Genomic DNA, 23,680 nt, shown 5'->3' with positions numbered 1-23,680 from the left:
ATTGGCCAGTTCATCCTCGATGGTGGCCGGATCAATGGCAAAAGCGTGCTTGCCCCCGGGTACCTGGCCGACGCCACGCGCAAGCACGCATCCACCGATACACCGGGCATCGGCTATGGCTACCAGTGGTGGACCTACGACGATGGCCGATTCACCGGCATCGGCATCTTTGGCCAGATGATGCACATCGATCCCAAGCGCGGCCTGGTGATCGTGCAGCTGGCGGCATGGCCGTCAGCCGTCGGCCCGGAAGAAATCGCTGCGCGCCGTGCCTTCGTGGCGGCGGTCACCGCCGGCGTCGACGCGGAAACCACGCCCACCAAGTAGGCTCGTCCCATGACCGACCCATCCATCGTTTTCCTGCTCGATGTCGACGATACCCTGCTCGACAACGACCGCTTCAGTGCGGAGCTGGCGCAAACGCTCGTCGAACGGTTCGGCGCCGAGGAACAGAAGCGCTGGGCCGACATCGACAAGGGACTTCGCGCCCAATACGGCTTCGCGGATTACCTGGGCATCCTGCAGCGCTTCCGCTTGGGACTGGAAGATCATCCGCGGATTCTGGAGATGTCCGACTGGCTGCTGTCGTATCCCTTCGACGAGCGCGTCTATCCCGGCACCCTAAAGGCCCTGGCTTACCTGGCATCGCTGGGTACACCCGTGGTTCTTTCTGATGGCGATGCAGTGTTCCAGCCGCGCAAACTCAAGCGCGCGGGCCTGTGGGACGTGCTGCAGGGCAGGGTATTGATCTACGTACACAAGGAAACCCAGCTGTCCCAGATGCAGGCGCGCTACCCAGCGGACCACTACGTGATGGTCGACGACAAGCTTCGCCTGCTGGTAGCCATGAAGGCGGAACTCCGAAACAGGCTCACCACCGTATTCGTGCGCCAGGGACACTATGCGGCCGATTCAGACGCGCTGTTGGCCACCAACCCGCCGGACATCGTCATCCAGGACGTCGGCGAGCTCTCTACCATCGACCTCGAGCGGTTCCTCTCCGGGCGCCTTGGCGCTACTTGAAGATCCCGCGCTCGAACAGGCCCACATTGGCACGCAGTCGCTGTTCCACGGCTTTTTCGCCAAATAGCTGGGGCATGCGCGACTGCAACGCCGGTTCGAAGATGGTCGGCCCGAACACCACCAGCAGCACCTGCATGGCGCGCCAGGTCGTGTCCTCGGCCTGGCGCAGCATGCCCGCCGTTTGCATCCGCTCGAGCGTGCGGGCAACCATTTCAAGCAAGGCGTCGAGCAGGTTCGATCGCCCCGAAAGCGCGTCGTCCAGGAACGAACGGCGGATGTAGCTGCGCACGTCCTGGTCGTGGATCACCACCTTGTTGATGGCATGGCCGAAGCGCGTGGCGATCTCGGTGGATGGTCCCTTGACCTCCACCGCCTCGAATTCGGTGCCGAAAGCGTGCAGTACGGCCTGGTCGACGGCAGTCCGCAAGCCGTCCTTGCTGCCGTAATGGTGGGCGATCAGGGCGGGCGAGACCCCGGCCTTCTGCGCCACCATGCGCATCGAGGTGGCAGCGAAGCCCTTCTTGGCGAACAGGCCAAGCGCAACATGGCGAATTTTCGCCTTCGCCGTGAGATCGGCCATCGCAACCGGGCTCATAGGATCATCTTCATGAAGCTGCCGTGCATAGGCATCTGCGTCATCCGTTCGCGCCCGGCACTTCTGGGGAAAGCGTGGGGCTCAGCATGTGGGTTCGCCTACACGATACCTGTCACGTTCTAATGGATGAGGTTCCCTGAACAGAACCGTATTTCCGTTTAGCCCGCTGACCATATTCCCCTTATGTGTGAATTACCTCACTGACAGCGCTTTTTCTTAATGCTGGCAGATACCTCCGACTGCAGGCGACGCGTTCGCCGTCGCTCATGCGCAGGCGGGCCTCGCCGCCGTCGAGCGGTTCGATTTCCGCCACATGATCGAGATTGACGATGCTGCTGCGGTGCACGCGGCGGAATCGGGTGGGGTCCAGCCGTGTCTCCAGGCCGCCAATGGTGCTGCGCAGGGGATAGTCCCGGCCGCGCACCCGAAGGTTCACATAGTTGCCCGAAGCCTGCGCCCGTTCGATGTCGGCGGCGGCCACCAGGAATTCCTTGCCGAGCTTGCGCACCAGGAACCGCGTGGGCCGCTCAACCGGTTCCAGCGCCGGGCCTTCGTCCGGCGCGTCCAGCAGACTGGCCTCGCCTTGCGCCCGCAACACCAGTTGGTGGTACAGGTGCACCACCACCAGGATCAACGTGTAGGTACGGACATCCTTGATCAGTTCGTAGAAGAAGCGGGACACCGGATCGCCGAAATCGTAATGGCTCCCGTGCATGGCGTAGACGGCGTGACGTACGGCCACCATGGCCGCCACGTGCACCAGGCTGAAGGCCACGCTGCCGGCCACATGCCCGGCAATGCTCGATCGCAGGCGGCCCCATGCCAGGGGCAGGCGCTGGTCCAGCCAGGCGATGCCTGGCACCAGGCAAAAGATCACCAGGGAGCTGGACCATTCCCACGAGGCCACTTCCCAGTCGGCGAAGGACAAATGGGCGCGTGCGATGTCCATCTGGGCGGTGACCGTGTTGCCCCAGGCATTCGTGGCGCAAATGATGAACCAGAACACGGTGGCGGCCGCAGACCGGTAACGCAGGAACTGGTCGAGCAGGATGGGCGGGGTTACCGGGCGCGAGATGGTCATGGGACGAAAGTATAGGCGGCGGCCGTGACGGGTTGCTCCCGCGGGAGCCGCCACTTGTCCCTGATGACGGGAATTTCATCACTTGGTGCGTGACGCCCGCCCGGCGGGACAGCACTCTTCGTTCCATGTCCCCACGGATGCCGACGATGAGCCTGCGAACTGCCCTAGCCGTGATGCTGTTGATGCCCATGATCGCGGTTGCCGCCGACCAGTCCTGGACCGCCTACGGTGGCGCTCCGGGGGGCGGCCAATATTCCCCCCTGAAGGAGATCGACCGGACCAATGTGGGTCGGTTGCACATTGCCTGGGTATTCCGCACGGGTGAATTCGGCCAGGCCATGTACCGGCAGAAGCACCTGACCTTCGAGGCCAACCCGCTGGTGGTCGATGGCCGCATGGTGGTACCCACGGCCACCGGCAAGGTCTTCGCCCTGGATCCTGCCACCGGCAAGCCGCTGTGGACCTACGACGCCCAGATCATGAAGCACGCCTGGTACGGCGATCTCGCCTCGCGCGGTGTCAGTACCTGGCTCGACGCCCAGGCGCCCGACGGCGCGGCCTGCCGGCGACGCATCGTCTTCACCACGCCCGATGCAAGGCTGATTTCGCTCGACGCCGCCGACGGCAAGCCTTGCGCGGGCTTCGGCCAGGGGGGCGAAGTCGACTTGCGCGAAGGCATACGCTTCCGCCACAAGGGCGGTTACAGCCAGACGTCGCCGCCGGCGATCATCGGTGACATTGCCGTGGTCGGATCGTCTATCGGTGACAACGGCGCCGTGGAACAGGAACAGGGCGTCGTGCGCGGCTACGACTTGCGCACCGGCAAACAGCTTTGGGGCTGGGACCCGATTCCTCGCGACGCTGCCCGGGCGGTGGCCAACGGCTGGGATCCGGCCCAGGCGGCGGCGACCGGCGCTGGCAACGCATGGCCGCCGCTGTCGGTGGATCCGGCCCTTGGCCTGGTGTTCGTGCCGACGGGCTCGTCCAGTCCGGACTATTCCGGCGCCATGCGTTCGGGCGACAACCGCGACGCCGATTCCCTGGTGGCACTGCACGCCGCCACGGGCGAGGTGGCCTGGCGCCGCCAACTGGTGCATCACGACCTGTGGGATTACGACCAGGCATCGCAGCCGGTGCTTACCGACATCGACACGGCTTCTGGACGCCGGCCCGTGGTGATCCAGGGCACCAAGACCGGTTTCCTCTTCGTCTTCGACCGCCGCAACGGCGAGCCGGTGTTCCCGATCACTGAAACGGCGGTGCCCGCATCGGACGCGCCCGGTGAAGTTGCCTCGCCCACCCAACCGATGCCGATTCCGGCCCTGCGTCTGGCCAGGACGGCTCGCGTTACTGGCCGTGATGCCTGGGGCATTACGCCATGGGAGCGCGACGCCTGCGCCCGGCAGATGGACGGCCTGCGCTCGCAGGGCATCTTTACCCCGCCAAGCCTGGGCGGCACGCTGGTCTCGCCCGGCTGGGCCGGTGGTATCAATTGGGGCGGGGTGTCGGTGGATCCGGTACGGCAGGTGGCGGTGGCCTTCGTCATGGACCTGCCGATGCAGGTGGCCCTGATCCCCCGCAAGGCGTACGACAACCGCGACGAAGACGCGGACGACGCCAAATACCCCCATCTGGAATTCAACGACATGGAAGGCACGCCCTACGCCATGCGCCGCGGGGTGATCCTTTCGCCGCTGGGCGTGCCGTGCACCGCGCCACCGTGGGGCAAGATGGTGGCCGTGGACCTCCGCCAGGGCAAGGTGCTTTGGCAGCGTCCGCTGGGCACGCTGGAAACCAAGACGGGCCTGCCGATGGAGGTAGGTGCGCCAGGCATCGGTGGCGCGGTAACCACAGCCGGCGGACTTATCTTCATCGCCGCCACCATCGACGAGCGCTTCCGTGCCATCGACACCGATACCGGCCGTACTTTGTGGGAAGAAAAACTCCCCGCCGCCGGCAACGCCACGCCATCGGTGTATAGCGTGGGTGGGAAGGAATATGTGGTGATCGCCGCGGGCGGACACGGCAACATCGGTACGGCAGTGGGTGACTACATCATTGCCTACACGCTCGATGGCCAGGGGCCATCGCTGGTGTTCCAACACCGTTTCGCGGCCACCGTGTTGGTGGCGGTGCTGGTAATCGTGGCACTGGTGGCGGCAGTGGTCGTGTGGCGCCGGCGTCGAAAGCGGCGCGCGCGGGCTCAGCAAACGGGGTCAGAGTAATTACTCTGACCCCCAACAATAAGTAATCTATGCGCCATGCAAGCCTGGTCGCTTTACCTGATCGAATGCCGCAACGGTGCCTACTATGCCGGCATCAGCAACGACGTGCCGGCACGCTATGCGGCGCACGCGGCTGGAAAGGGGGCCCGCTACACGCGGGCCAACCCGCCGCTGCGTCTGCTCGGTAGCCGCGAAGTTGGTGATCGCGCCGCTGCTTCGCGTGCGGAGTGGCAGATCAAGCGCCTTCCGCGCGAGGCAAAGCTTGCATGGTTGCTGCAAGGGGATTGAGCTGCATTTTCAGATTCCCGCGTACCACTCGTACCCGTTGTCTTCCCAATAACCACCCTTGCCGTCGCCGATATCCTCGAAGCTCGACACCACTTCGATGCTGCGCAGGTACTTGGCGTGCTTGTAGCCAAGCTGGCGCTCCACTCGCAGTCGAAGCGGTGCGCCATTGGCCACGGGCAGGGGCGCACCGTTAAGGCTATGGGCCAGCAGGGTTTGCGGATGGCGTGCCTCGGTGATGTCGATGCTTTCGTAGTAAGGCGTGTCTTCGCCCCATTCGTCAAAGCAATGGAACATCACGTAGCGCGCGCTTTCCTTCACGCCCACATGGGCGAGCAACGCGCCTAGTGGTGTGCCTTGCCACTTGCCGATGGCGCTCCAGCCCTCCACGCAGTCGTGGCGGGTGATCTGCGTGCGTTCCCCCAGCGCCCGCAACTGGTCGATGGAAAATTCACCGGGCCGGTCGACCAATCCTTCCACGCCCAGGCGGTAGTCGCGGAACTGGTTTTTCATCAGCGACTGGTAAAGCGCCGTCTGGGGCATGGTGGTGCCATTGGGCCTGAATACCGGCGAGATATCCGCCTCGGTGAATTCCCGGGCCAGCGCGGTGGACGGGGATACGATCCGCTGCACGCGCTGGGTGAGCCACTCGGCGCTTTCAAGCACGCGTGCGCCCGATTCACTTTGCGAGATACGGTTGCAACCGGCGAGGAACGCGCCGCTGGCGGCAAGGCCGAGGTCGCGGAGGAAGCGCCGGCGGTCCGTCATGGTTTGTCGACCTCGTCGATGCGGTACCAGCCGGTGATCATGCCGCGCAGCTGGTTGAACACGCCGGTGACGATCACCTCGAACACATGGATCGCCACGAACACCACGAAGCCACAGGCAATCACGAAATGCCATGACCGCGCCGATTGCCGGCCGCCGACCAGGTCGACCATCCAGCCCAACACGGCATCCATGCGTGGGGACATCGCAAGTCCCATCAATACGATGCCGGTGCCCAGCACAAAGACGACCCCCAGATACGCAAGTTTCTGCAGGATGTTATAGCGAAGCGCAGCCTCGCCCTTCGGATGGCGGAACTTGAGATGGTCCAGTATCGAACGGCCGAAACCGCGCCAGTCATTGCGCGTGGGCGTGAGGTCGCGCTGAAGGTGTCGCGTTGCCACCGACCAGCCCACATAGGCCAGGCCGTTGATCACGAACAACCAGGCAAAGAAAAAATGCCAGCGCCGACCCATCGCCAGCCATTGCGGGCCGGGGAGGGTGGCCCAGGCGGGGAAGCCGCGCACCGTGCGCTGGCCGTTGGCGGTCGATGCGCCCAGCAAGCCGTCGGTGTCGATCATGTGGCCGAAGATCCGCGTCACGCCGCGCGGCACGCCGTTCTCGTCGGTCCGCGCCCCCATGGCGAGCCACGCGGTGTCGTCGTTGCTGGCATGGCCCAGGCTCAAGGACGGATGCGCATTGAATATCTGCAGTCCACTCATCAGCAGCACGGTCAGGCACAGCACGTTGGTCCAGTGCATCAGGCGCAGTGGCCACCGATGGCGATACACCAGCCGCGTGGTGCGCGCAGGTGTGGTGTTTTCATCGGTGGTGTCCATCACGGCCAAGGCTGGCTCCCCAAGGGTTCTTTTCAGATGACCCGGGACACCCCTGGATCATTTCATCAGCCGTGCCGCTTCACGATCTCGTGGCTGCGGGCCTCCAAAGGCGGCCTTTCGCCGTACCGCGTTTAACGGGGAGTCAGCCATTTTCGACTGGGCGAAAGGGATATTTACGCCATACTAACCCCCGATTGGCGACCCTTCGCCGGCAAATCCCAACCCTTTTCACCGACGGAGCCCTTCATGACCTCGATTCGCAAAGCTTCCAGTGTTGCCCTGCTGGTGCTGATGACGAGCCTTGCCGCTGTGCCCGCCGCCTTCGCGCAGGCTTCGGCCCCGCAGCCGGCGCCGCAGGCCGCCCCCGCCCAACCGGCGCATACCCTGCCCGAGGCCGATCGCACGGCGATCATCCAGTACAACCTGACCGACGATAATTTCAATCGCCTGGTCACCGCCACCAAGGAAGCGCGGGCGCAGAACATCAAGCCCAGCGAAAGTGCGGTGGACCCCTCCAAGGTGCACAGCCTGGACGACCTTGCCAACCAGGTGACCGCGTCCGACCCACGCATTGGTCCGCTGATCAAGAAGAACGGCTTCAGCCCGCGCGAATTCCTGCTGGTGAACCTGGCCATCTCCAATGCCGCCATGGCCATCCAGGCCCGCTCCAATCCGGAGCAGGCCAAGTACATCGACCAGAGCAAGGTCAACGCGGCCAATGTGGCTTTCGTGGAGTCCCATCGCCAGCAGATTGCCGATCTGATGCAGCAGGCGCAGAAGTAATAACGCTAGATCATGCGCCGGGGAGCCGTGCTTGGCCTCCCGGGTGCTGCAGGTTGAGTTGCCGGCGGCGTATGGCCGCCGGCCTGGTTGCCGGGGGCTAGTTGGCTTACCGCATCCACCAAGATCCCCCGCGCTGCATCGATATGCCCACCCTTGATCTGCTCGGCTGCGCGGTCGATGGCGTCGAGTGAGTACTGCAGGGTGTCATCGGAGCCGACGCCAATGATCAGAAACGCCGAGAGCTGGGGCTTCAAACCTGGCGCCATGTCGATCGGGATGCTGTCGATGGTGGCGGCAATCTGTGTATTGCGCGAGAGGCGCGCTTCATCTGCCGGGCTATTTCCGGCAGTGGTTCTTTCCGGCTGGCGAGCGGCTACGGCCTGCGACACGCCCTTGAACTGACGGGCAATTTCCTTGCCGTTGGTGAGCTCACCCGGTCGCTTGCTTGCCGAACCGAACACCCCGAGCCATCCATTGGCTGAAGAGATGCGATATGGGGATGGGACAGTCATGGTTCTTCCAGTGAATGACATATTGGGTCAGGACTGACAGTCATGCGCTTACATCAATGCGTCATGCCGTGAACGTCGTATTTTACAGGCTTGCTGTTCCAGCCCATGGCTTCGTACAACCGATAGCGAAGTACCCCGACATACTCGTGCAAAAGGACGTCAGTGAGTAAAAGATTCCCCGGTGTCGGGATGACAGAGAAGTCAGTTGAGGTGTAGTCAGCCCGTACAGGCACGACGGGAATACCGAAATGTTCGAAGTACAAGGTTGCTCGCGGCAGGTGCATCGCTGATGTCACTAGGATGATGGAGTCGGGCCTGGCTTGCTCGAGCACCGCGACACTGAGCTGCGCATTCGCGAACGTATTCAGGCTCTGCCGTTCAAGGAGCAGGAACTCGTCGGGCACGCCCAGCCCGACGACGATATCGCGGTAAATATCGGCCTCGGGGCGGCCGGCGTGCGCGGCGTCGCCGCCGCTGATTTCTAGCAGGCACGTTCGCTGTTGGCGTCGGCAATCCTGCCAAAGCGATACCGCACGAACGATTCGGGGCATGGCCTGGATCGTTGCCTCGACGCCCCCGAAAGGCTTGCGCGCCGAGCCTGCACCCAGCAGGACGATGACATTCTTCTGGCCCCACGTGCCCACCGTAGTCGGTGGATTGCCCTGCAATTCGATCGCCAGCCACTGCGGAAGCAAGCCGCACCCGGAAACTACCAAGGCCACCAGGCTGGCCGAGCCGAGCCACGCCGCCAGGCGCCGGCGCCGGACGATGACAGCGAGCGCAGCGGCTATTGCGAGGAGCAGAATCAATAGGAACATACCGCAGCACCCCTGTGAACCAATCCCTCTATTTGACAGGATTGCCCTACGGGATCAAGCGGGAGGTCAGGGGGTGGCGAAACCCCAGCTCCGCGCGTAGTCGATGAGTTCAGTATCCGACTTCAGCTGCAGCTTACGCATCGCATCACGTTTTTGGCGGCTTATCGTTTTTCGACTTCGATGGAGAAGCACGGCGATTTCTGCAAGTGATGTGCCGCCCGCGAACCGACGGATGACCTCGACTTCGTGGGCAGAGAGAAGGTCGTCGCACCGCGGTGGCCGGCAAGCTGCAGGATCCAGTTGGATGGCATAAGCATGGCTAAGGAAGGCGCGCCCGACCATCGCACGGTCGATCGCTTTTGAGATGTCCTGGAGGGGGCCGTGTTTGTCGACCAGGCCAATCACCCCGATGCGCAGCAGGGCCTTCAACGTGGCGGTGTGCCGGATCATGCTCAGCACAATGACGCGCAAGCTGCGATGTTGCCGCAGTATGCGCCCCAAGAGGTGCAAGCCATCAGCCTCGGTACCTATGGGCATGGAGAAATCGGTCACCAGTACCTCGGCATCGATGTTTTCAACGAGCTCGAGCAGCTCATCCGTCGTGCGGGCCTGGCCGACGACGGTGTAGGAACCAGTGCGCTCAAGCGTGGCACAAATGCCCAGTAGAGCCGCCGGATGATCGTCGGCAACCAGGATACGGATGCGTGCGCCTACCGAACGGCGGCGTGTTGAACCGGTTCGCATTTCAGGGTTCTTCCTGGCCGGGGGATGGGTCAGACCGCCAGCGATGCCGGTCGCGCAGGTACTCCACGATGTCGCGGTCGTTGCGTAATGCCAGCTTGTTCATCAACGAACGCTTCTGCGTACTTACCGTGGTGATGTGCCGATCGAGCATGGCCGCAATCTGTGAAACATTCATGCCCATGCCGATGAGTTCGAGGACTTGCTGCTCGCGATGGGTCAGCAGGCCACTCGCCCGTCGATGGGTGTCATCGAGAAGCCACTCGAGGGCGGGACTGAAATAGGTGTGCCATTCGGCGGCGTGTCGAAGCGCGGTGAGGATCTGCTCCAACGGCTCAGTCTTGTCCACGATGCTCACGCCGGTGACCGCCGCCATCCGTCGAAGCCGTGAACGTCGTGGGGCAACGGTGCTGATGACGATGGGGAGGTCCGCATGGCGTGAACGGATGGCATCGAGGTAGGCAAACCCGTCGGCGTACACCTGACTGGCGCGTTTCGAAGGTGTATCCGAAGCACGCGTGCATGTGAGCTACGACACCCGTCGGGTGGCATCGCGTCGTGACGAAGACGTGCCCATGCATGTGGCGGCGCTACTGGTGCAACGTGGTGATGGCGACGCAGACGTGCTGGTGCAGGCAGTCAAGCGTTTCCTGAAGAACAGCTTTGCGCGCGTGGAATACGACAGTGTGTCCGTCTTGGTTACGCGCGCGCGCCCCGCGCGAGTGATCGCCGTGACTCCCGCGAGACGCGATACAGATGCTGCCGTGGTCTGGCTGGTGGGTGGCCTTATATTGGCAGCGGCCGGAGCTTTCCTGGGCTGGGCGATGACGCGCGCGCGGGCAGGGCGGTGGCGCGCGCTGGTGGCTTCACGCTGGCGGCCAAGGGAAAGTCGCTGATGCTGGGCCTTTCATCAGCGGTAACGAGCATCGTCTTCGACCCGGCGGGCTATCACGCGCGCTGGAGCGACGACGACCGCCGTGCATGGTCACCTAGGCAGCGCTCAGCCTTGAACGACTACCTGTTCGCGGAATATCGGCTGTCGCCACACGACGGCAAGGCCCCGCTAAGCGAAGGCGTGGCGCGCATTGTCCGTGGCTGGCACCATCTGCGTTCAGCCGCAACATATATGGCCGCGGCACGCTACGCCGGATCGTTACAGGCATCGCGTTGTTTTGCCGGTCTTCCGCCGTCGATCCATGCATTCATGCGAATGGGTTTCGCCGTATCACGCAACCATCCACCCGGAGGCATCGCCGACCGGGCCGCACTTGTCGGGCTGGGTGGCGCGACCCTGGTGGCGTTGGCCCCTCATTTGCCAATATGGCTTGCCAGCCGGATCAGCCTGCAATTCGTCGATGTTCCCATGCCAGGATTCGACACCGAACCGTTCGACTTACCTTGCTTCTGGAGTGCCCTGGGCCATGCTTCGCGCGATCCCATCTAGTGCCCTGGCCTGTTGCGTCGACGGCGTGAGAATTCCCGCCAGCGCGATGCATGGTGCGCATACCGCCGCGCGCCTGGGCGACTATGCCCGCCGTCGCGCCGCAACCATGCTTGCCCAGGCTCGTGCCGAAGCCGAGGCCCTGCGCCGTCGTGCCACCGAGGATGCCTACCGTGAAGCCCAGATGCACGGTGCCAGGGTGTTGTTCGGCATCATCGATGACATCGGGCGGCTTCGTTCCACCTTGCTCGAAGGCGTCATGGCGCAGGCGCGTCAACACCTGCGTGATCATTGCGCCGCGGCGGAACTCACCGCAGCCTGGGTCGAGCGAGCGTGCCAGATCTCGACAAACGGACACGTCGTTGCATCCCGGGTACAGGTTCCACTGGGCGATAACGGCATTTTCCTTGCACTACGCGCTGCTCTGAACGATGCAGTGGCCGTTGAGCAGGCCGACGTGCCATGCCTTCGTGTGGAGCAGGGGGACCTTGTCCTTGAATATGATCCCGAGCACGTTGTCTTCGACGCGGCACTGACGCCACCTGCGCCCGATATGCAGGCACTCCACGATGGCCTGGCGGCCATATCCTCGCGCTATGCCGATGCCATCGTCGAGTCAGGGCTCCCATCCCCATGATTCGGAAAAACCCATGCAAATCCCTGCTATAACCCCAGGCCTGTTGAGCTACCAGGATTTGGACTCCGTGGTTTTACCAGCAGACCGTCTCGCCGAGGCGGCGGAACTGGAACCGGAACCGCTACCAGAGGCCGATCTCATCGGCGACTACGTCCGGCGCATCCTAAAGGAGAAGATGTGGGCCATGATTGCCGGTGCGGATGAAGAAGAAAGCGGCATCCCCCCGCTCGACTACGAGCTCTAGCTACCCGGCGCTCCGCGTGCTATCAAGGCGACGGTTGCAACGAGAGAGGAGCGCATGGACGACGCAAACCCACGCCGGGCCCTGGTCACGGGAGCCTCGGCAGGCATCGGCGAGGCTTTTGCGCGCCAGCTGGCGTCGTGTGGCTATCGCCTGGTACTGACCGCGCGGCGCGCGGATCGACTTCAGACGCTGGCTGAAGAGTTAAGCCAGCGCCACCACGTTGATGTCCAGGTCATTGCCCTGGACCTTGCCGATCCCGAAGCGCCTGCACAGCTCTTGGCCGAGCTGGCCCGGCGGAATCTGTGCATCGACATGCTGGTGAACAACGCAGGCTATGGCGTCCCGGGGCATTTCGATGCCGTGCCCTGGAACACGCATGCACAATTTCTGCAGGTTATGGTCATTGCCCCCACCGAGTTGGCGCATCGGTTGCTGCCGGCGATGCGTGCGCGTGGCTACGGATACATCATCAACGTGGCTTCGTTGGCAGGCCTCATACCGGGGACGGCGGGACAATCCCTTTACGCCGCGGTCAAGTCGTACCTGATCAAATTCTCGCAATCGTTGTCGCTGGAGAACCTTCCGGCCGGTGTCCATGTCACGGCGGTATGTCCGGGTCTCACCTACAGTGAGTTTCATGACGTATCCGGATCCCGATTACTGGTATCGAAACTTCCGCGCTGGTTATGGATGGACGCCGACACGGTAGTCCGGCAATCACTGGCCGCGGCCGGACATGGCGATGCCGTCTATGTCAATGGCCGTGTCAATCGCCTGGTCAAGATATTGTTCAAGCTGCTGCCTGATGGCGTGGCCTTGCGAATTGCTGGACGCCGTTCCGCCGATATCCGGGTCCAGGAAACCGCAACTCATTCCTGAACTCACATCAGGTTTTCCCTGTACCTGAACAAGGCGCGGGGATAGTCAAGGCCGTCCACGCGTGGTCTTCACGCTGTTCGCTACGGTGCTTGCATAGTCTCATCGTTACCTGCCGCCCAGTGCGGTTATCCACGCAGACCAGGGAACCAGACGATGAGCACGAACGACCACGATGTGAAAATTCTCAATGGCCTGATCGAAAGCACGATCGACAGTGCCGAAGGCTACGCGGAAGCCGCCAAGGACACCAAGAGCACACGTTTTACTTCGCTGTTCCAGAGCCGTGCAGGCGAACGCCGCCAGGTAGCCGGGGTGCTGCAGCGCCAGGTACGCACGCTGGGCGGCAAGCCCGATGACGACGGTACCGTGCTGGCCTCGGCCCATCGCCTGTTCGTGAATCTGCGCAAGAGCTTGAGCTCCGGCGATACCGCGGTGGTGGATGAAGTGGAGCGTGGCGAAGACCACATCAAGGCGAAGTTCGAGAGCGCCCTGAAGGACAAGGAGGTGTCGCCGTCCACCCTCACCGTTATCAACGAAGCCTACGCTTCGGTGCGTCAGGGTCACGACCAGATGCGCGACCTCAAGCACTCACTGCATAACAAGAGCTGATCCAGTATAGCGACGACCCCATTCGCAAATGTTGCGATGCCAGGGAAAGCGCATGCTTTCCCTGGCGTTTGATTTGGAGTGCTAGGTCGCGGCCGGTCCACGGAGTATATGCGGCGTGAGCTGTTTAAGTTCGGATGCATGATCGATGATCGACTTTGAAATCGACTCTTTCAGCCCTGTCTTGTGCTGATCAACCGCATTGCGAACGACGGTGGGCGGCCAGGTCACCAATCCGTGCATTGGCAACAATGCGGCTTCAATTGCCCTGGAGCAGAAGGCGTCAACATCGTCTTTGATTGGTAGGGTCGCGGACAGCATGGTCGTATAAGCTCCAGGTTCGTTGTCCGCCAGCCAAATCACGGCATCGGAAATGAGCGGCTCCAGATGGCCGTCTCTCATGGAGCTCACCCTGCACACGACAACGCCGTCGCCACGGCGCACGCAAAGGGCGCGGCCGCCCAAAGATTGCTGCCAGTAATCCGAGCTTACGGTGGCGAAAGCAAGCATCACTGTTTTCACGTGGGCATGGCCGGCAATGGGGTTGACATTGATGCCGTGTGGTAAGCACGCCCCACGCACGATCCATTCATTGCTCATTTTGAGGGCGTATTCTGGCAAGAGCCGCGTGATTACGGCGCCTCCTGCGGGAGGTTGTGCGTTCGCGCTTCGCTGCGGCGCAATCTGCGCGGTCACGTTCGTCGCCGTGCGTGTGATGCCCTGGCCGACTCTTGGTATCGTAGTTCGCCTGTTATGTATTTCCGACAGCGTCGGCCGGCGCGACATTTCCGCCGGGGATCTAAAGCCTGCGGCGCTCGGGCCTGAGGCTGAAATAGCGTTGGTATTTGGCATGCGGCAACTACCTGGCGGGGGATCGGCAAGGCTAGGCCAAGTGCACCATCTCGTCTTTCAAATGTCGATCGAGTAAACCGCCCAGGCGGGCCATTCGGCCTACTGTCTTCGACGCTCAGCCCTTCAGTCTGTTCCGGCTACGTCGCGGTGGGTCCAGTGCGCATGATGTGCGCCGCAGCCTCTCCAAGCTCCTGTTCATGACCGGCGATCCACTCCATCATCGACTTGTTCAGCGCTGCCTCGTGTTGAGCAATGACGACGTGGTAGCTCTCGGCCGAACTGTTCGCGATCCACGTGCTTGCGAAGTGGGGAATGGACAACTGTGCGGCTTGAGCTGCCGCAGAGCAGAAGGGCTCAACCTGGGGCGTGTTTGGAAGTGTCATGGACCGCAAGGTCGAATAAGCTCTCGGGCCATCGCCCGTCAGCTCGATCACGGCATCAGACTTGAGCATGTCCATGCCGTCATTTGTCGCGGGGCTTACCCTGCACGCGATCGCTCCGTTGTCATAGCGAACGCAAAGGGCGCGACCGCCCAGTGATTGGTGCCAGTAATCCGAGCTTCCGGCGGCGATTGCAAGCAGAACCGCCCGCACGTGGTCACGGCCGGCGCTGGCGCTGATGCCGGTCGGCAATCGCGCCCCACGCACGATCCATTGATAGTCGGTTTGGAGGCGGGACTCTGATCGACGCAACGTGGTTACGCTGCCCCCAGCGTGGTGCCGCGAGCTCGCGCTTGCCCCGGTTGCACGCGGCCTGGGTACGTTCTGCGCACGTGTGATCCGTTCATCGACCCTCGGTATCGTGCTGCGGCTGCCACGGATTCCTGACGTCGTCGGGCGCAAACGCCCCATCGGAGGTTCAAAACATCGGGCGCTCGGACCTGAGGCTGAAGTAGCGTTGATATTTGGCATGCGGCAACTACCTTGCGGGGGATCGGCAAGCCTAGGTCAGGCACGTCATCTCGTCTGTCAAATGTCGACCGGGAATTCATCTGACACGGCAACGATGCAGATGACGACGGCAGGTTACCGCCGCGCCTGACCGACAGACTGCGACACGACGAGCACATTGCGGGTTTCGATTGGAGATCCCGCATGAAGCATATCGTCAGCTTCCTCGTGGCCCTCGTCGCCACCAGCGCCACCAGCGCCACGCCGATCGAGGCGAGGGTCGAATCGCTCGAAGCCAAGCTCGCGCCCCTCGAAGCCGTTGCCACGCCGGAATCCCTCGCGCCGCCGTTTGCCCTGGGTGCGGACACCCGCACCTATGTGCGCTGCCACTATCGCGTAAACGTCCACGCCAATCTCCCGGAGACGCGCTGGACGTGGGCACGCACACCGGCTGGCCATTATTTTTCACTCAAAGGCCGCTGGGCCTACCCATCACTCGAGCCAGCCAACCTGTTCTTTACCGACACCCTGCAAGGCATCTTGGCCGGACAGTGTCGTTACACGCTTCGCCGGGAGGGTAAAGGGACTTTCATGGCGGCCACCGCGGCAGACACGGTTTTTTCCTACGACTACGGCATCTGGACGAACGACGCGCCGCAGGCACCGCCAGGCATCACCCGGATGATCGTCTTCGGCGACAGCCTTAGCGACACGATCAATGCGTGGAACCGCACCTTGCATCTGGTCCCGCACGCGAAGAGCTGGTCGGCCGGTCGATTCAGCAATGGGCAGGTCTGGCCGGAAATCACGTCAAACCTGACCGGGCTGGATCTACTGAACTTCGCCTTTGGCGCCGCCGCCGCGGATGGCAATGTATTGATTCCCGGTGTCGTCCAGCAGGTGGAAACCTGGCGGCAGCTACGCGCCACAGGCCGCAACTTCGATGACAGCCGCAACGTCTATGTCGTCCTTATTGGTGGCAACGATTTCATCAACTACGGCAAGCAGGCCGACGAGGTGCTTGCCAGCGTCGAGTTTGTCGTGCGCAAGCTGCTTGATGACGGCGCGGAACACATCGTGCTGACGAACCTGCCCGACATTTCGATAGCGCCGGAGGTGCGCGGAAGCTTGCGCGAGGGAGCTGTGCACGCTCAGGTGCTGGCGTTCAACAGGGGGCTTGAAAAGCTGCGTGAGCGACTGTCAGGTCGCTCGCGCGTCGATATCTTCGATGCCTTTTCGCTCTTTGCGGCAGCCCTTGAACGCCCCGCAGAGTACGGCATCGACAACGTCAAGGACAGTTGCCTGGCTATTCGGGGGCAGGGCCCTCTGGTGTATGCGGGGCGGCACGCCGTGGCGTCGGCGTGCAAAACCGCCGACAACTATCTTTTCTGGGATCGACTGCATCCCACCCGCCGCGTTCATGCCGTGCTGGGTGAGGCGATGGCGGACTTCATCGCCTCACAAAGATAGGCGAATCCGCAGCCTCAGCCCAGCTTGTAACCGAACTGCTCCTCGAACGCCGCGGCGAATTCGGCATAGGTAAAGTACTGGTTCTGCGTGCCCGGGTGTTCCACCTTCAACGCACCCATCAACGACGCCATGCGGCCGATCGTCTTCCACTGCCAGCCCTTCATGATGCCGAAGATCAGGCCCGCGCGGTAAGCGTCGCCGCAACCGGTGGGGTCGACCACCTGGCGTTCGCGCGCCGGCGGGATCTCGATCACTTCGCCATCGGTATGGATCAACGAACCACGTGGACCCAGCGTAATGATGTAGGCCTTCACGCGCGAGGCGATATCCTCGGCACTCCAGCCAGTGCGCTGCTGCAGCAACTGCGACTCGTAATCGTTGACGATCACGTAGGTCGCCTGGTCGATCATCGTGCGGAATTCCTCGCCGTTGAACAACGGCATGGCCTGGCCGGGATCGAAAATGAAGGGTATGTCGCGCGCGGCAAAGTCCGCGGTGTGCTGCAGCATGGCCTCGCGGCCGTCCGGCGCAACGATGCCGAATTCGCAATCCTTCACGTCGCCCACATGGTTGTGGTGCGCGCTGGACATCGCGCCGGGATGGAAGGCGGTGATCTGGTTGTTGTCCAGATCCGTGGTGATGAAACACTGCGGCGTGAACTGATCGGAAAATTCGCGCACGCCATCGAGCGGGATGCCGAATTTCTGCAGGTGCTCGCGATAGGGCGCGAAGTCCTGTCCTACCGTTGCCATCGGCAACGGGTTGCCGCCGAGCAACTTCAGGTTGTAGGCAATGTTGCCCGCGCACCCGCCGAATTCGCGGCGCATCTGCGGCACAAGGAAAGACACATTCAAGATGTGCACCTTGTCCGGCAGGATGTGGTTCTTGAACTGGTCCGGGAACACCATGATGGTGTCGTAGGCCAGGGATCCACAAATCACGGCTGACATGTTGCTGCTACCCCCGCAGGTTGTCGGGGCGCGCCGGCCCGCTGCCGGGGCGCAAAGGGTCCAGATGGTACTAAAAGACAGGTCCCGTGACGATCCGCCGGTATCCGGGCCCGGCGACGTGCCTTGGCAGGAATCGCGCGCATCCTTCGGTTCGACAAGGCTTTCTTAACGAAAGCGCCCTTGCGTGGGCGGGGGGGCGTCACTACCATGACGCGTTGACTTTCTCACCCCCCGGGCAGCCCCAGGTCTCATGTTCAAGAAGTTTCGCGGCATCTTTTCCAACGATATTTCCATCGACCTGGGTACGGCCAATACGCTCATTTATGTGCGCGGCCAGGGTATCGTGCTGAACGAACCCTCGGTGGTTGCCATCCGCCAGGACCGCGGTCCCGGCGGCCCGCGCACGATCGCCGCGGTGGGTACCGATGCCAAGCGCATGCTGGGCCGCACCCCGGGCAATATCGCCACGGTGCGCCCGATGAAGGATGGCGTGATTGCCGACTTCACCATGACCGAGGCCATGCTCCAGCACTTCATCAAGCAGGTGCACCGCTCGCGCCTGCTGCGCCCCAGCCCCCGTGTGCTGGTTTGCGTACCTTGCGGTTCTACCCAGGTGGAGCGCCGCGCGATCAAGGAATCGGCCGAAGGTGCCGGAGCGCGCGATGTCTTCCTGATCGAAGAACCCATGGCTGCCGCCATCGGCGCCGGTATCCCGGTGCATGAGGCGCGTGGCTCGATGGTGCTGGATATCGGCGGCGGGACCTCGGAAGTGGCTGTCATCTCCTTGAATGGCATCGTTTATTCGCAGTCCGTGCGCGTGGGCGGCGATCGTTTCGACGAGGCCATCATCAACTACGTACGCCGCAACCACGGCACGCTGATCGGCGAATCCACCGCCGAGCGCATCAAGCTTGAGATCGGCTGCGCCTTCCCGCAGAGCGAAGTCCGTGAAATCGAGATCTCCGGACGCAACCTCGCCGAAGGCGTGCCGCGCATGTTCACGATCAACTCCAACGAGGTGCTCGAGGCGCTGCACGAGCCGCTGTCGGGCATCGTTGCCGCGGTGAAGAGCGCCCTGGAGCAAACCCCGCCGGAACTGTGCTCGGACGTTGCCGAGCGCGGCATCGTGCTGACCGGCGGCGGCGCCCTGCTGCGCGACCTGGACCGCCTGATATCGGAAGAGACCGGCCTGCACGTGCAAGTGGCGGACGAGCCCCTCACCTGCGTCGCCCGTGGTGGCGGCAAGGCCCTGGAGCTGATCGACCAGCACGGCAGCGATTTCTTCGCCCCGGAGTAAAAAACCCTTCCCGTTGTAGGAGCTTGCGCGTAAGGCTTGCACCCTCGAGGCCGAAGTTTCGCGGGCCCGCCCGCCCCTACCTGAAGATCCAGCACGCTCCATGGCCCTAAACCGCGACGGCTCGTCCCCGCTATTCTCGCCCTCCGTCGCGGGCACGCTGCGCCTGATCGTGTATATGGCGCTGGCCTGCGTGCTGATGGTGCTTGACCACCGTAATGGCTGGATGAGCCGGCTGCGTTACGGTGGTTCGGCGATCATCGAGCCGGTTTACCGGCTGGCTTCGCTGCCGTCCGATGCGTTCCGTGCTGCGTCCGTGGCCTTCGCCGACCGCAAATTGCTGACCGAGGCCAACCAGCGTTTGCGCGAGAACCTGCTGCTGGCCAATGCCAAGCTCAACCGCATGTCTTCGGTCGCCGAACAGAACGAGCGCCTGAAGGAATTGCTCGACACGCAGCACAGCTTGGGAATTACGGTGCAGCTGGCACGCTTGATCGACGTCGACCTCGGTGCCTACCGCCACCGGGCCACGCTGAACCTGGGCGCGCGCGATGGGGTTTCGGTGGGCCAGGTGGTGATCGACGCCCGCGGCGTGATGGGGCAGGTGATCGAAGTGATGCCTACCACGTCCACGGCCATGTTGATTACCGATCCCAACCATGCTGTGCCCGTGACCATCGAACGCACCGGTCTGCGCACGGTGGCCTATGGCTCGCAGGGCGGGGATTCACTCACCTTGCCGAATATCCCCGTATCGGCCGATGTCCGCGTGGGCGACAAGCTGGTCACTTCCGGCCTGGGCGGCCGGTTCCCGCCGGGTTTCCCCGTGGGCGAGATCACCGAGTCGGGACAGACCGAATCGGGCATGTTCCTGGCGGCCAGGGCCAAACCTGCCGCCGACATCGCAAGAAGCGATGATGTGTTGCTGTTGCACGACCTTGCCGAACCCGTGGGGCCGCCGCCGGCGGCCTCCGTGGCCGGGCCGCCCGCTGCCCTGGAAGGTCCCGTCGACGCCCCGGCTACCCCGGCCACCACCCATACGCCAGCCCGCACGGCTGCGCCCGCCCGGGCGATCACCAGCGGGGGTGCGCAATGAGTCGCGCGCGCATCCGCGGCCTCTGGTTTGCCGGCACCCTGCTGGTGTCGCTACTGTTGATGCTGATCCCGTTGCCGGCACCGATCCAGCCGCTCAAGCCCTATTGGCCGGCGCTGTTCCTGCTGTACTGGTCGCTGGAGTCATCCGACCGGGTCACCCTGGGCCTGGCCTTCTGCGTGGGCGTGGGGGCCGACGTCTTCGACGGCGTGCTGCTGGGCGAGCAAGCCCTGCGGCTGACGGCACTGGTATTCATCGCGTTGCGCTTCCGCTCGCGGTTGCGCTTCTTCCCGATGTGGCAACAGACCCTGGCCGTGCTGGGCCTGCTGATGAACGACCGCGTGCTGTTGTTCCTGGTGCGCGTACTGGGCGGTGAACCGATGCCGCCGGCGGCCTATTGGCTGTCGCCTTTCGTCGGCGCGGCGTTCTGGCCCTTCGTGTTCCTGATCCTCGACGACCTGCGTGCGCGCCTGCGCATCCACGAGGCATGAAACTCGGACGCACCGCATTCAAGGAAAGCCGCGGCGAGGCCGACCTCTTCCGCCGGCGCGCCTTCGTCGGTTTTTTCCTGATCCTGATCGGCCTTGTCGCCCTGGTCGGGCGCTATGTGGTGCTGCAGGTGCAGCGCCACGATGAATTTGCCCTGCGCTCGCAGCAGAACTCCATCAAGCCCCGGGCCATCCCGCCGGCGCGCGGCCTGATCTACGACCGCAACGGCGTGTTGCTCGCCGACAATGTTCCGGCGTTCCGCCTGGAGGCCACGCCCGACCAGGTGCCGGACATGGACAAGATGCTCGCCACCATCGGCTCGGTGGTGCCCTTGAGCGACGACGACATCGAGACCTTCCGCAAACAGGTCAAGCAAAGCCGCCGCTTCGACGGCGTACCGTTGAAATTGAAGATGACCGAGGACGAGATCGCCCGCTTCGCCATCAACCAGTGGCGGTTCCCTGGCGTGGAAATCGTGCCTTACCTCACCCGGCGTTATCCGCTGGGTCCGCTCATGGCGCACGTGGTGGGTTACGTCAGCCGGATCGATGCCGACGACGTGGCCAGGCTCGATCCCACGCGCTACAAGGGCACCACCCACGTGGGCCGGATCGGCATCGAACGCAACTACGAAGACCTGCTCCACGGCACGCCAGGCTATGAGCTGGTGGAAGTGAACGCCGATGGCCGCGTGCAGCAGGTGCTGGAAACCCACGCGCCCACGCCGGGCAAGAACCTCTACCTTTCCATCGACGTACGCTTGCAAAAGGCGGCCGAAGATGCCTTCAACGGCCGCCTGGGCGCGGCCGTGGCGATCGATCCGCGCAATGGCCAGGTGCTGGCCTTCGTCAGCGTGCCCAGCTTCGACCCGAACCTCTTCGTCAACGGGATCAGCGGCCAGGATTACCGCTCGTTGATGACCTCGGAAGACAAGCCGCTGTACAACCGCGCGCTGCGCGGCGTGTATCCGCCCGGTTCCACGGTGAAACCTTTCATTGCCCTGGCTGGCCTGGAATATGGCGTCAGGCGCCCGGGCGACACGGTGTTGTCCACGGGCGAGTTCTGTATCCCGGGGCAGTCGCGCTGCTACCGCGACGACAAGCAGGGCGGCGATGGCACCGTGAACATGGTGCGTGCCATCGAGCTGTCGACCAATACCTACTTCTACCGGCTGGCGCTGGACCTGGGTATCGACCGGTTCTCGACGTTCCTGCGCAAGTTCAGCTTCGGCGAAAAGACCGGTATCGATCTGGTTGGCGAAGTGCCGGGCGTGCTGCCCTCGCGCGAATGGAAGGCCGCACGTAGCAAGGCTGGCTGGTACCCGGGCGAAACCATCATCTCGGGCATCGGCCAGGGTTATTGGGCCGTCACCGCACTGCAGCTGGCACATGCCACGGCCACCGTCGCCGGCAAGGGCATTCCCTACACGCCACATTTGTTGCTGCGAACGCAGGATGGCGTGGATGCCCGGCCGGTGGAGGTGCCGTGGAGTCCCAGTGGTCCGTCGATCATCACCAAACCGGCCAACTGGGACGTGATCAACCAGGGCATGACGGCGGTGATCAACGGCGTGGGCACAGGCAAGGGCCTGGGGATTGGTTTCCCCTATGTGATTGCCGGCAAATCGGGTACGGCCGAGCGTTTCTCCCGTACCACCAACGCCTACGACACCCGCAAGAGCACGGCGTACCTCGCCACGCGGCATCGAGCCCTGTTCATCGCTTTCACGCCGGCGGAAGATCCGAAGATCGCCGTGGCGGTGATCCTGGAAGCCGGCGCATGGGGCGCGAAGGATTCCGGCCCCATCGCGCGCAAGCTACTGGACCAGTGGGTGGTCGATGAGGGCGGCGAGCGCCCCGCGCCTCCCGCATCCAGCGCGCTGCCGCCGCCGGCGCCGGCCGTGCCGCCGCCGACGCAGGAGCCGGCGGATCCCAGCGAGCTGGCTCCGGCGGATGCCGCCAGCACCGAGGACACACCATGATCGACACCTTCGCCATCCGCATGCAGCGCTTCGCGCGGCGGGTGTTGCGCCGGCCGCGCGTGGATCTTCCGCTGATCGGCGCGCTTATCGTGCTGGGCGTCGTGGGGCTGGCCACGCTCTACAGCGCCGGCGGCGGCAACACGGGCCTGGTGATCGGGCAAGCCGCGCGCTTCGTGCTGGGCGGCGTGCTGATCCTTCTGATTTCTCGCATCCCGCCGCCGGTGCTGCGCTCGTGGACGCCCTGGCTTTACGTGGGAAGTACGTGCCTGCTGATGGTGGTGGCGGTGCTGGGCGAGGGCAGGGGCGCCTATCGCTGGCTCGACCTGGGCGTGATGCGCTTCCAGCCGTCGGAATTGTTGAAGCTGACCATGCCGATGATGGTGGCCTGGTACCTGCATCCACGGCAGCTGCCGCCTTCGTGGAAGGACATCGTGGTGGTCGGCATCCTGATTGCCGTTCCGGCCGCCCTGATCGCCGAGCAGCCGGACCTGGGCACGGCGCTGCTGGTGGTGGCTGCCGGTGCCTTCGCCCTGTTCCTGTCCGGCATGGCCTGGTGGCGCATCGGCGTGCTGGTGGGCGCCCTCGGCGCGGTGATCCCGGTAGCCTGGCATTTCCTGCACGAATACCAGCGCAATCGCGTGCGTACATTGCTGGACCCTGAATCCGATCCGCTGGGCAACGGCTGGCACATCATCCAGTCGCAGATCGCGGTGGGTTCGGGCGGGGTGTTTGGCAAGGGCTGGCAGCAAGGCACGCAGTCAAGGCTGGAATTCCTGCCAGAGCACACCACCGACTTCATCTTCGCCGTGTTCTCCGAGGAGTTCGGCCTGGTCGGGGTGATCGGCATCGTCCTGCTGTATGCGTTCATCATCGGCCGCTGCCTGTGGATTGCCATGAACGCGCGCGATACATACTCGCGGCTGCTCGCCGGCGCGATTGCCATGAGCTTCTTCGTCTATGTATTCGTCAACGGCGGCATGGTGGCCGGCATGCTGCCCGTGGTGGGCGTGCCGATGCCGCTGGTGAGCTACGGCGGCACCTCGGCGGTGTCGTTGCTCACCGGCTTCGGCGTATTGATGTCGATCCACGCCAACCAGAAAACACATAGCTAGCCGCCGGGGGTGACGGCATGCGTGTCCACCTGCAATCATGCAGCGGCAATGACGCGCCGGAATGGTTACCCT

The 23,680-nt window shown here is 63.5% G+C and carries 27 protein-coding genes and 1 pseudogene; 17 read left to right on the top strand and 11 right to left on the bottom strand.

What is annotated here, in order from left to right; genetic code table 11:
- Together VK519_RS05200 and VK519_RS05195 are read left to right on the top strand one after the other, a co-directional pair.
- Positions 1–327 (top strand): annotated as a pseudogene (locus tag VK519_RS05200) (serine hydrolase domain-containing protein); the annotation flags it as partial.
- Between the two features lie 9 nt (positions 328–336).
- The gene (locus VK519_RS05195) at positions 337–1,023 is read left to right on the top strand and encodes an HAD family hydrolase (protein ID WP_324348068.1); all 687 of its coding nucleotides are present in this window, start codon (positions 337–339) and stop codon (positions 1,021–1,023) included.
- On the opposite strand, the gene VK519_RS05190 is transcribed toward VK519_RS05195, so the two are convergent.
- Both VK519_RS05190 and VK519_RS05185 read right to left on the bottom strand, forming a co-directional pair.
- The gene (locus VK519_RS05190; protein WP_324348067.1) at positions 1,016–1,618 is read right to left on the bottom strand and encodes a TetR/AcrR family transcriptional regulator; all 603 of its coding nucleotides are present in this window, start codon (positions 1,616–1,618) and stop codon (positions 1,016–1,018) included. The two genes, VK519_RS05195 and VK519_RS05190, sit on opposite strands and share 8 nt — an antisense overlap.
- Positions 1,619–1,799: 181 nt before the next feature.
- Positions 1,800–2,699, bottom strand: coding sequence for a LytTR family DNA-binding domain-containing protein (locus VK519_RS05185; RefSeq protein ID WP_324348066.1), 900 nt, complete (start codon positions 2,697–2,699; stop codon positions 1,800–1,802).
- A gap of 146 nt (positions 2,700–2,845) precedes the next feature.
- Here VK519_RS05185 and VK519_RS05180 point away from each other — a divergent pair, with 146 nt between their 5' ends.
- Both VK519_RS05180 and VK519_RS05175 read left to right on the top strand, forming a co-directional pair.
- A complete protein-coding gene (locus VK519_RS05180) occupies positions 2,846–4,924 on the top strand; it encodes a pyrroloquinoline quinone-dependent dehydrogenase (protein ID WP_324348065.1) in 2,079 nt (692 codons plus the stop codon).
- Between the two features lie 36 nt (positions 4,925–4,960).
- A complete protein-coding gene (locus VK519_RS05175; protein WP_324348064.1) occupies positions 4,961–5,212 on the top strand; it encodes a GIY-YIG nuclease family protein in 252 nt (83 codons plus the stop codon).
- Positions 5,213–5,221: 9 nt separating this feature from the next.
- On the opposite strand, the gene VK519_RS05170 is transcribed toward VK519_RS05175, so the two are convergent.
- Both VK519_RS05170 and VK519_RS05165 read right to left on the bottom strand, forming a co-directional pair.
- On the bottom strand, positions 5,222–5,977 hold the full coding sequence (locus VK519_RS05170) for a molybdopterin-binding protein (protein WP_324348063.1): 756 nt from the start codon (positions 5,975–5,977) through the stop codon (positions 5,222–5,224).
- Entirely contained in the window at positions 5,974–6,816 is an 843-nt protein-coding gene (locus tag VK519_RS05165) for a cytochrome b/b6 domain-containing protein (protein ID WP_324348070.1), read from the bottom strand. The genes VK519_RS05170 and VK519_RS05165 overlap by 4 nt, the downstream gene beginning before the upstream one ends.
- A 246-nt stretch (positions 6,817–7,062) precedes the next feature.
- Here VK519_RS05165 and VK519_RS05160 point away from each other — a divergent pair, with 246 nt between their 5' ends.
- Entirely contained in the window at positions 7,063–7,599 is a 537-nt protein-coding gene (locus VK519_RS05160) for a hypothetical protein (protein ID WP_324348062.1), read from the top strand.
- A gap of 5 nt (positions 7,600–7,604) precedes the next feature.
- Here VK519_RS05160 and VK519_RS05155 read toward each other — a convergent pair whose 3' ends face one another.
- The 4 genes from VK519_RS05155 to VK519_RS05140 form a co-directional block, all read right to left on the bottom strand.
- Positions 7,605–8,111, bottom strand: coding sequence for a hypothetical protein (locus VK519_RS05155; RefSeq protein WP_324348061.1), 507 nt, complete (start codon positions 8,109–8,111; stop codon positions 7,605–7,607).
- A 53-nt stretch (positions 8,112–8,164) separates the two neighbouring features.
- Positions 8,165–8,929, bottom strand: a complete 765-nt coding sequence (locus VK519_RS05150) for a YdcF family protein (RefSeq protein ID WP_324348060.1) — start codon at positions 8,927–8,929, stop codon at positions 8,165–8,167.
- 66 nt (positions 8,930–8,995) lie between these two features.
- Complete coding sequence (locus VK519_RS05145) at positions 8,996–9,673, bottom strand: response regulator (protein WP_324348059.1); 678 nt, start codon at positions 9,671–9,673, stop codon at positions 8,996–8,998.
- 1 nt (position 9,674) lies between these two features.
- The gene (locus VK519_RS05140) at positions 9,675–10,046 is read right to left on the bottom strand and encodes a helix-turn-helix domain-containing protein (protein ID WP_324348058.1); all 372 of its coding nucleotides are present in this window, start codon (positions 10,044–10,046) and stop codon (positions 9,675–9,677) included.
- A 148-nt stretch (positions 10,047–10,194) separates the two neighbouring features.
- Between VK519_RS05140 and VK519_RS05135 the strand changes: the two genes are divergently transcribed.
- From VK519_RS05135 to VK519_RS05110, 6 genes are all read left to right on the top strand, one after another.
- Positions 10,195–10,566: a hypothetical protein gene (locus tag VK519_RS05135; protein ID WP_324348057.1), complete on the top strand. Its 372-nt coding sequence runs from the start codon at positions 10,195–10,197 to the stop codon at positions 10,564–10,566.
- Positions 10,566–11,114, top strand: coding sequence for an OrgA/MxiK family T3SS sorting platform protein (locus tag VK519_RS05130; protein WP_324348056.1), 549 nt, complete (start codon positions 10,566–10,568; stop codon positions 11,112–11,114). Before VK519_RS05135 ends, VK519_RS05130 begins: the two co-directional genes overlap by 1 nt.
- The gene (locus tag VK519_RS05125; protein ID WP_324348055.1) at positions 11,092–11,748 is read left to right on the top strand and encodes a hypothetical protein; all 657 of its coding nucleotides are present in this window, start codon (positions 11,092–11,094) and stop codon (positions 11,746–11,748) included. Before VK519_RS05130 ends, VK519_RS05125 begins: the two co-directional genes overlap by 23 nt.
- A 13-nt stretch (positions 11,749–11,761) precedes the next feature.
- Complete coding sequence (locus VK519_RS05120) at positions 11,762–11,992, top strand: hypothetical protein (protein ID WP_324348054.1); 231 nt, start codon at positions 11,762–11,764, stop codon at positions 11,990–11,992.
- 54 nt (positions 11,993–12,046) lie between these two features.
- Positions 12,047–12,871 (top strand): SDR family NAD(P)-dependent oxidoreductase, encoded by an 825-nt coding sequence (locus VK519_RS05115; protein WP_324348053.1) that lies wholly within the window; start codon positions 12,047–12,049, stop codon positions 12,869–12,871.
- Between the two features lie 153 nt (positions 12,872–13,024).
- Positions 13,025–13,480: a PA2169 family four-helix-bundle protein gene (locus VK519_RS05110; protein WP_324348052.1), complete on the top strand. Its 456-nt coding sequence runs from the start codon at positions 13,025–13,027 to the stop codon at positions 13,478–13,480.
- Positions 13,481–13,561: 81 nt separating this feature from the next.
- Here the strand turns inward: VK519_RS05110 and VK519_RS05105 are convergent, their stop codons facing one another.
- Positions 13,562–14,173 carry a hypothetical protein gene (locus VK519_RS05105; RefSeq protein WP_324348051.1) on the bottom strand — a complete coding sequence of 204 codons (612 nt, stop codon included), beginning with the start codon at positions 14,171–14,173 and terminating at the stop codon, positions 13,562–13,564.
- Between the two features lie 293 nt (positions 14,174–14,466).
- A complete protein-coding gene (locus VK519_RS05100) occupies positions 14,467–14,787 on the bottom strand; it encodes a hypothetical protein (protein ID WP_324348050.1) in 321 nt (106 codons plus the stop codon).
- A 636-nt stretch (positions 14,788–15,423) separates the two neighbouring features.
- Here VK519_RS05100 and VK519_RS05095 point away from each other — a divergent pair.
- Positions 15,424–16,689, top strand: coding sequence for an SGNH/GDSL hydrolase family protein (locus VK519_RS05095; RefSeq protein ID WP_324348049.1), 1,266 nt, complete (start codon positions 15,424–15,426; stop codon positions 16,687–16,689).
- A 14-nt stretch (positions 16,690–16,703) separates the two neighbouring features.
- Here VK519_RS05095 and VK519_RS05090 read toward each other — a convergent pair whose 3' ends face one another.
- Positions 16,704–17,639 carry a carbohydrate kinase family protein gene (locus VK519_RS05090; protein WP_324348048.1) on the bottom strand — a complete coding sequence of 312 codons (936 nt, stop codon included), beginning with the start codon at positions 17,637–17,639 and terminating at the stop codon, positions 16,704–16,706.
- Between the two features lie 250 nt (positions 17,640–17,889).
- Here VK519_RS05090 and VK519_RS05085 point away from each other — a divergent pair, with 250 nt between their 5' ends.
- From VK519_RS05085 to rodA, 5 genes are all read left to right on the top strand, one after another.
- Positions 17,890–18,936 carry a rod shape-determining protein gene (locus VK519_RS05085; RefSeq protein ID WP_250624899.1) on the top strand — a complete coding sequence of 349 codons (1,047 nt, stop codon included), beginning with the start codon at positions 17,890–17,892 and terminating at the stop codon, positions 18,934–18,936.
- Between the two features lie 100 nt (positions 18,937–19,036).
- Complete coding sequence (mreC, locus tag VK519_RS05080) at positions 19,037–20,029, top strand: rod shape-determining protein MreC (protein WP_324348047.1); 993 nt, start codon at positions 19,037–19,039, stop codon at positions 20,027–20,029.
- Positions 20,026–20,517 carry a rod shape-determining protein MreD gene (mreD, locus tag VK519_RS05075; RefSeq protein WP_324348046.1) on the top strand — a complete coding sequence of 164 codons (492 nt, stop codon included), beginning with the start codon at positions 20,026–20,028 and terminating at the stop codon, positions 20,515–20,517. The genes mreC and mreD overlap by 4 nt, the downstream gene beginning before the upstream one ends.
- Complete coding sequence (mrdA, locus tag VK519_RS05070) at positions 20,514–22,496, top strand: penicillin-binding protein 2 (RefSeq protein WP_324348045.1); 1,983 nt, start codon at positions 20,514–20,516, stop codon at positions 22,494–22,496. Before mreD ends, mrdA begins: the two co-directional genes overlap by 4 nt.
- Positions 22,493–23,608: a rod shape-determining protein RodA gene (gene rodA / locus VK519_RS05065; protein WP_324348044.1), complete on the top strand. Its 1,116-nt coding sequence runs from the start codon at positions 22,493–22,495 to the stop codon at positions 23,606–23,608. Before mrdA ends, rodA begins: the two co-directional genes overlap by 4 nt.
- Positions 23,609–23,680: the final 72 nt, after the last annotated feature.

The organism is Pinirhizobacter sp. (assembly GCF_035317885.1).
In the GTDB taxonomy this organism is placed as follows: Bacteria; Pseudomonadota; Gammaproteobacteria; order Xanthomonadales; family Rhodanobacteraceae; genus Pinirhizobacter.
This window is presented reverse-complemented; position numbering and strand designations above follow the sequence as displayed.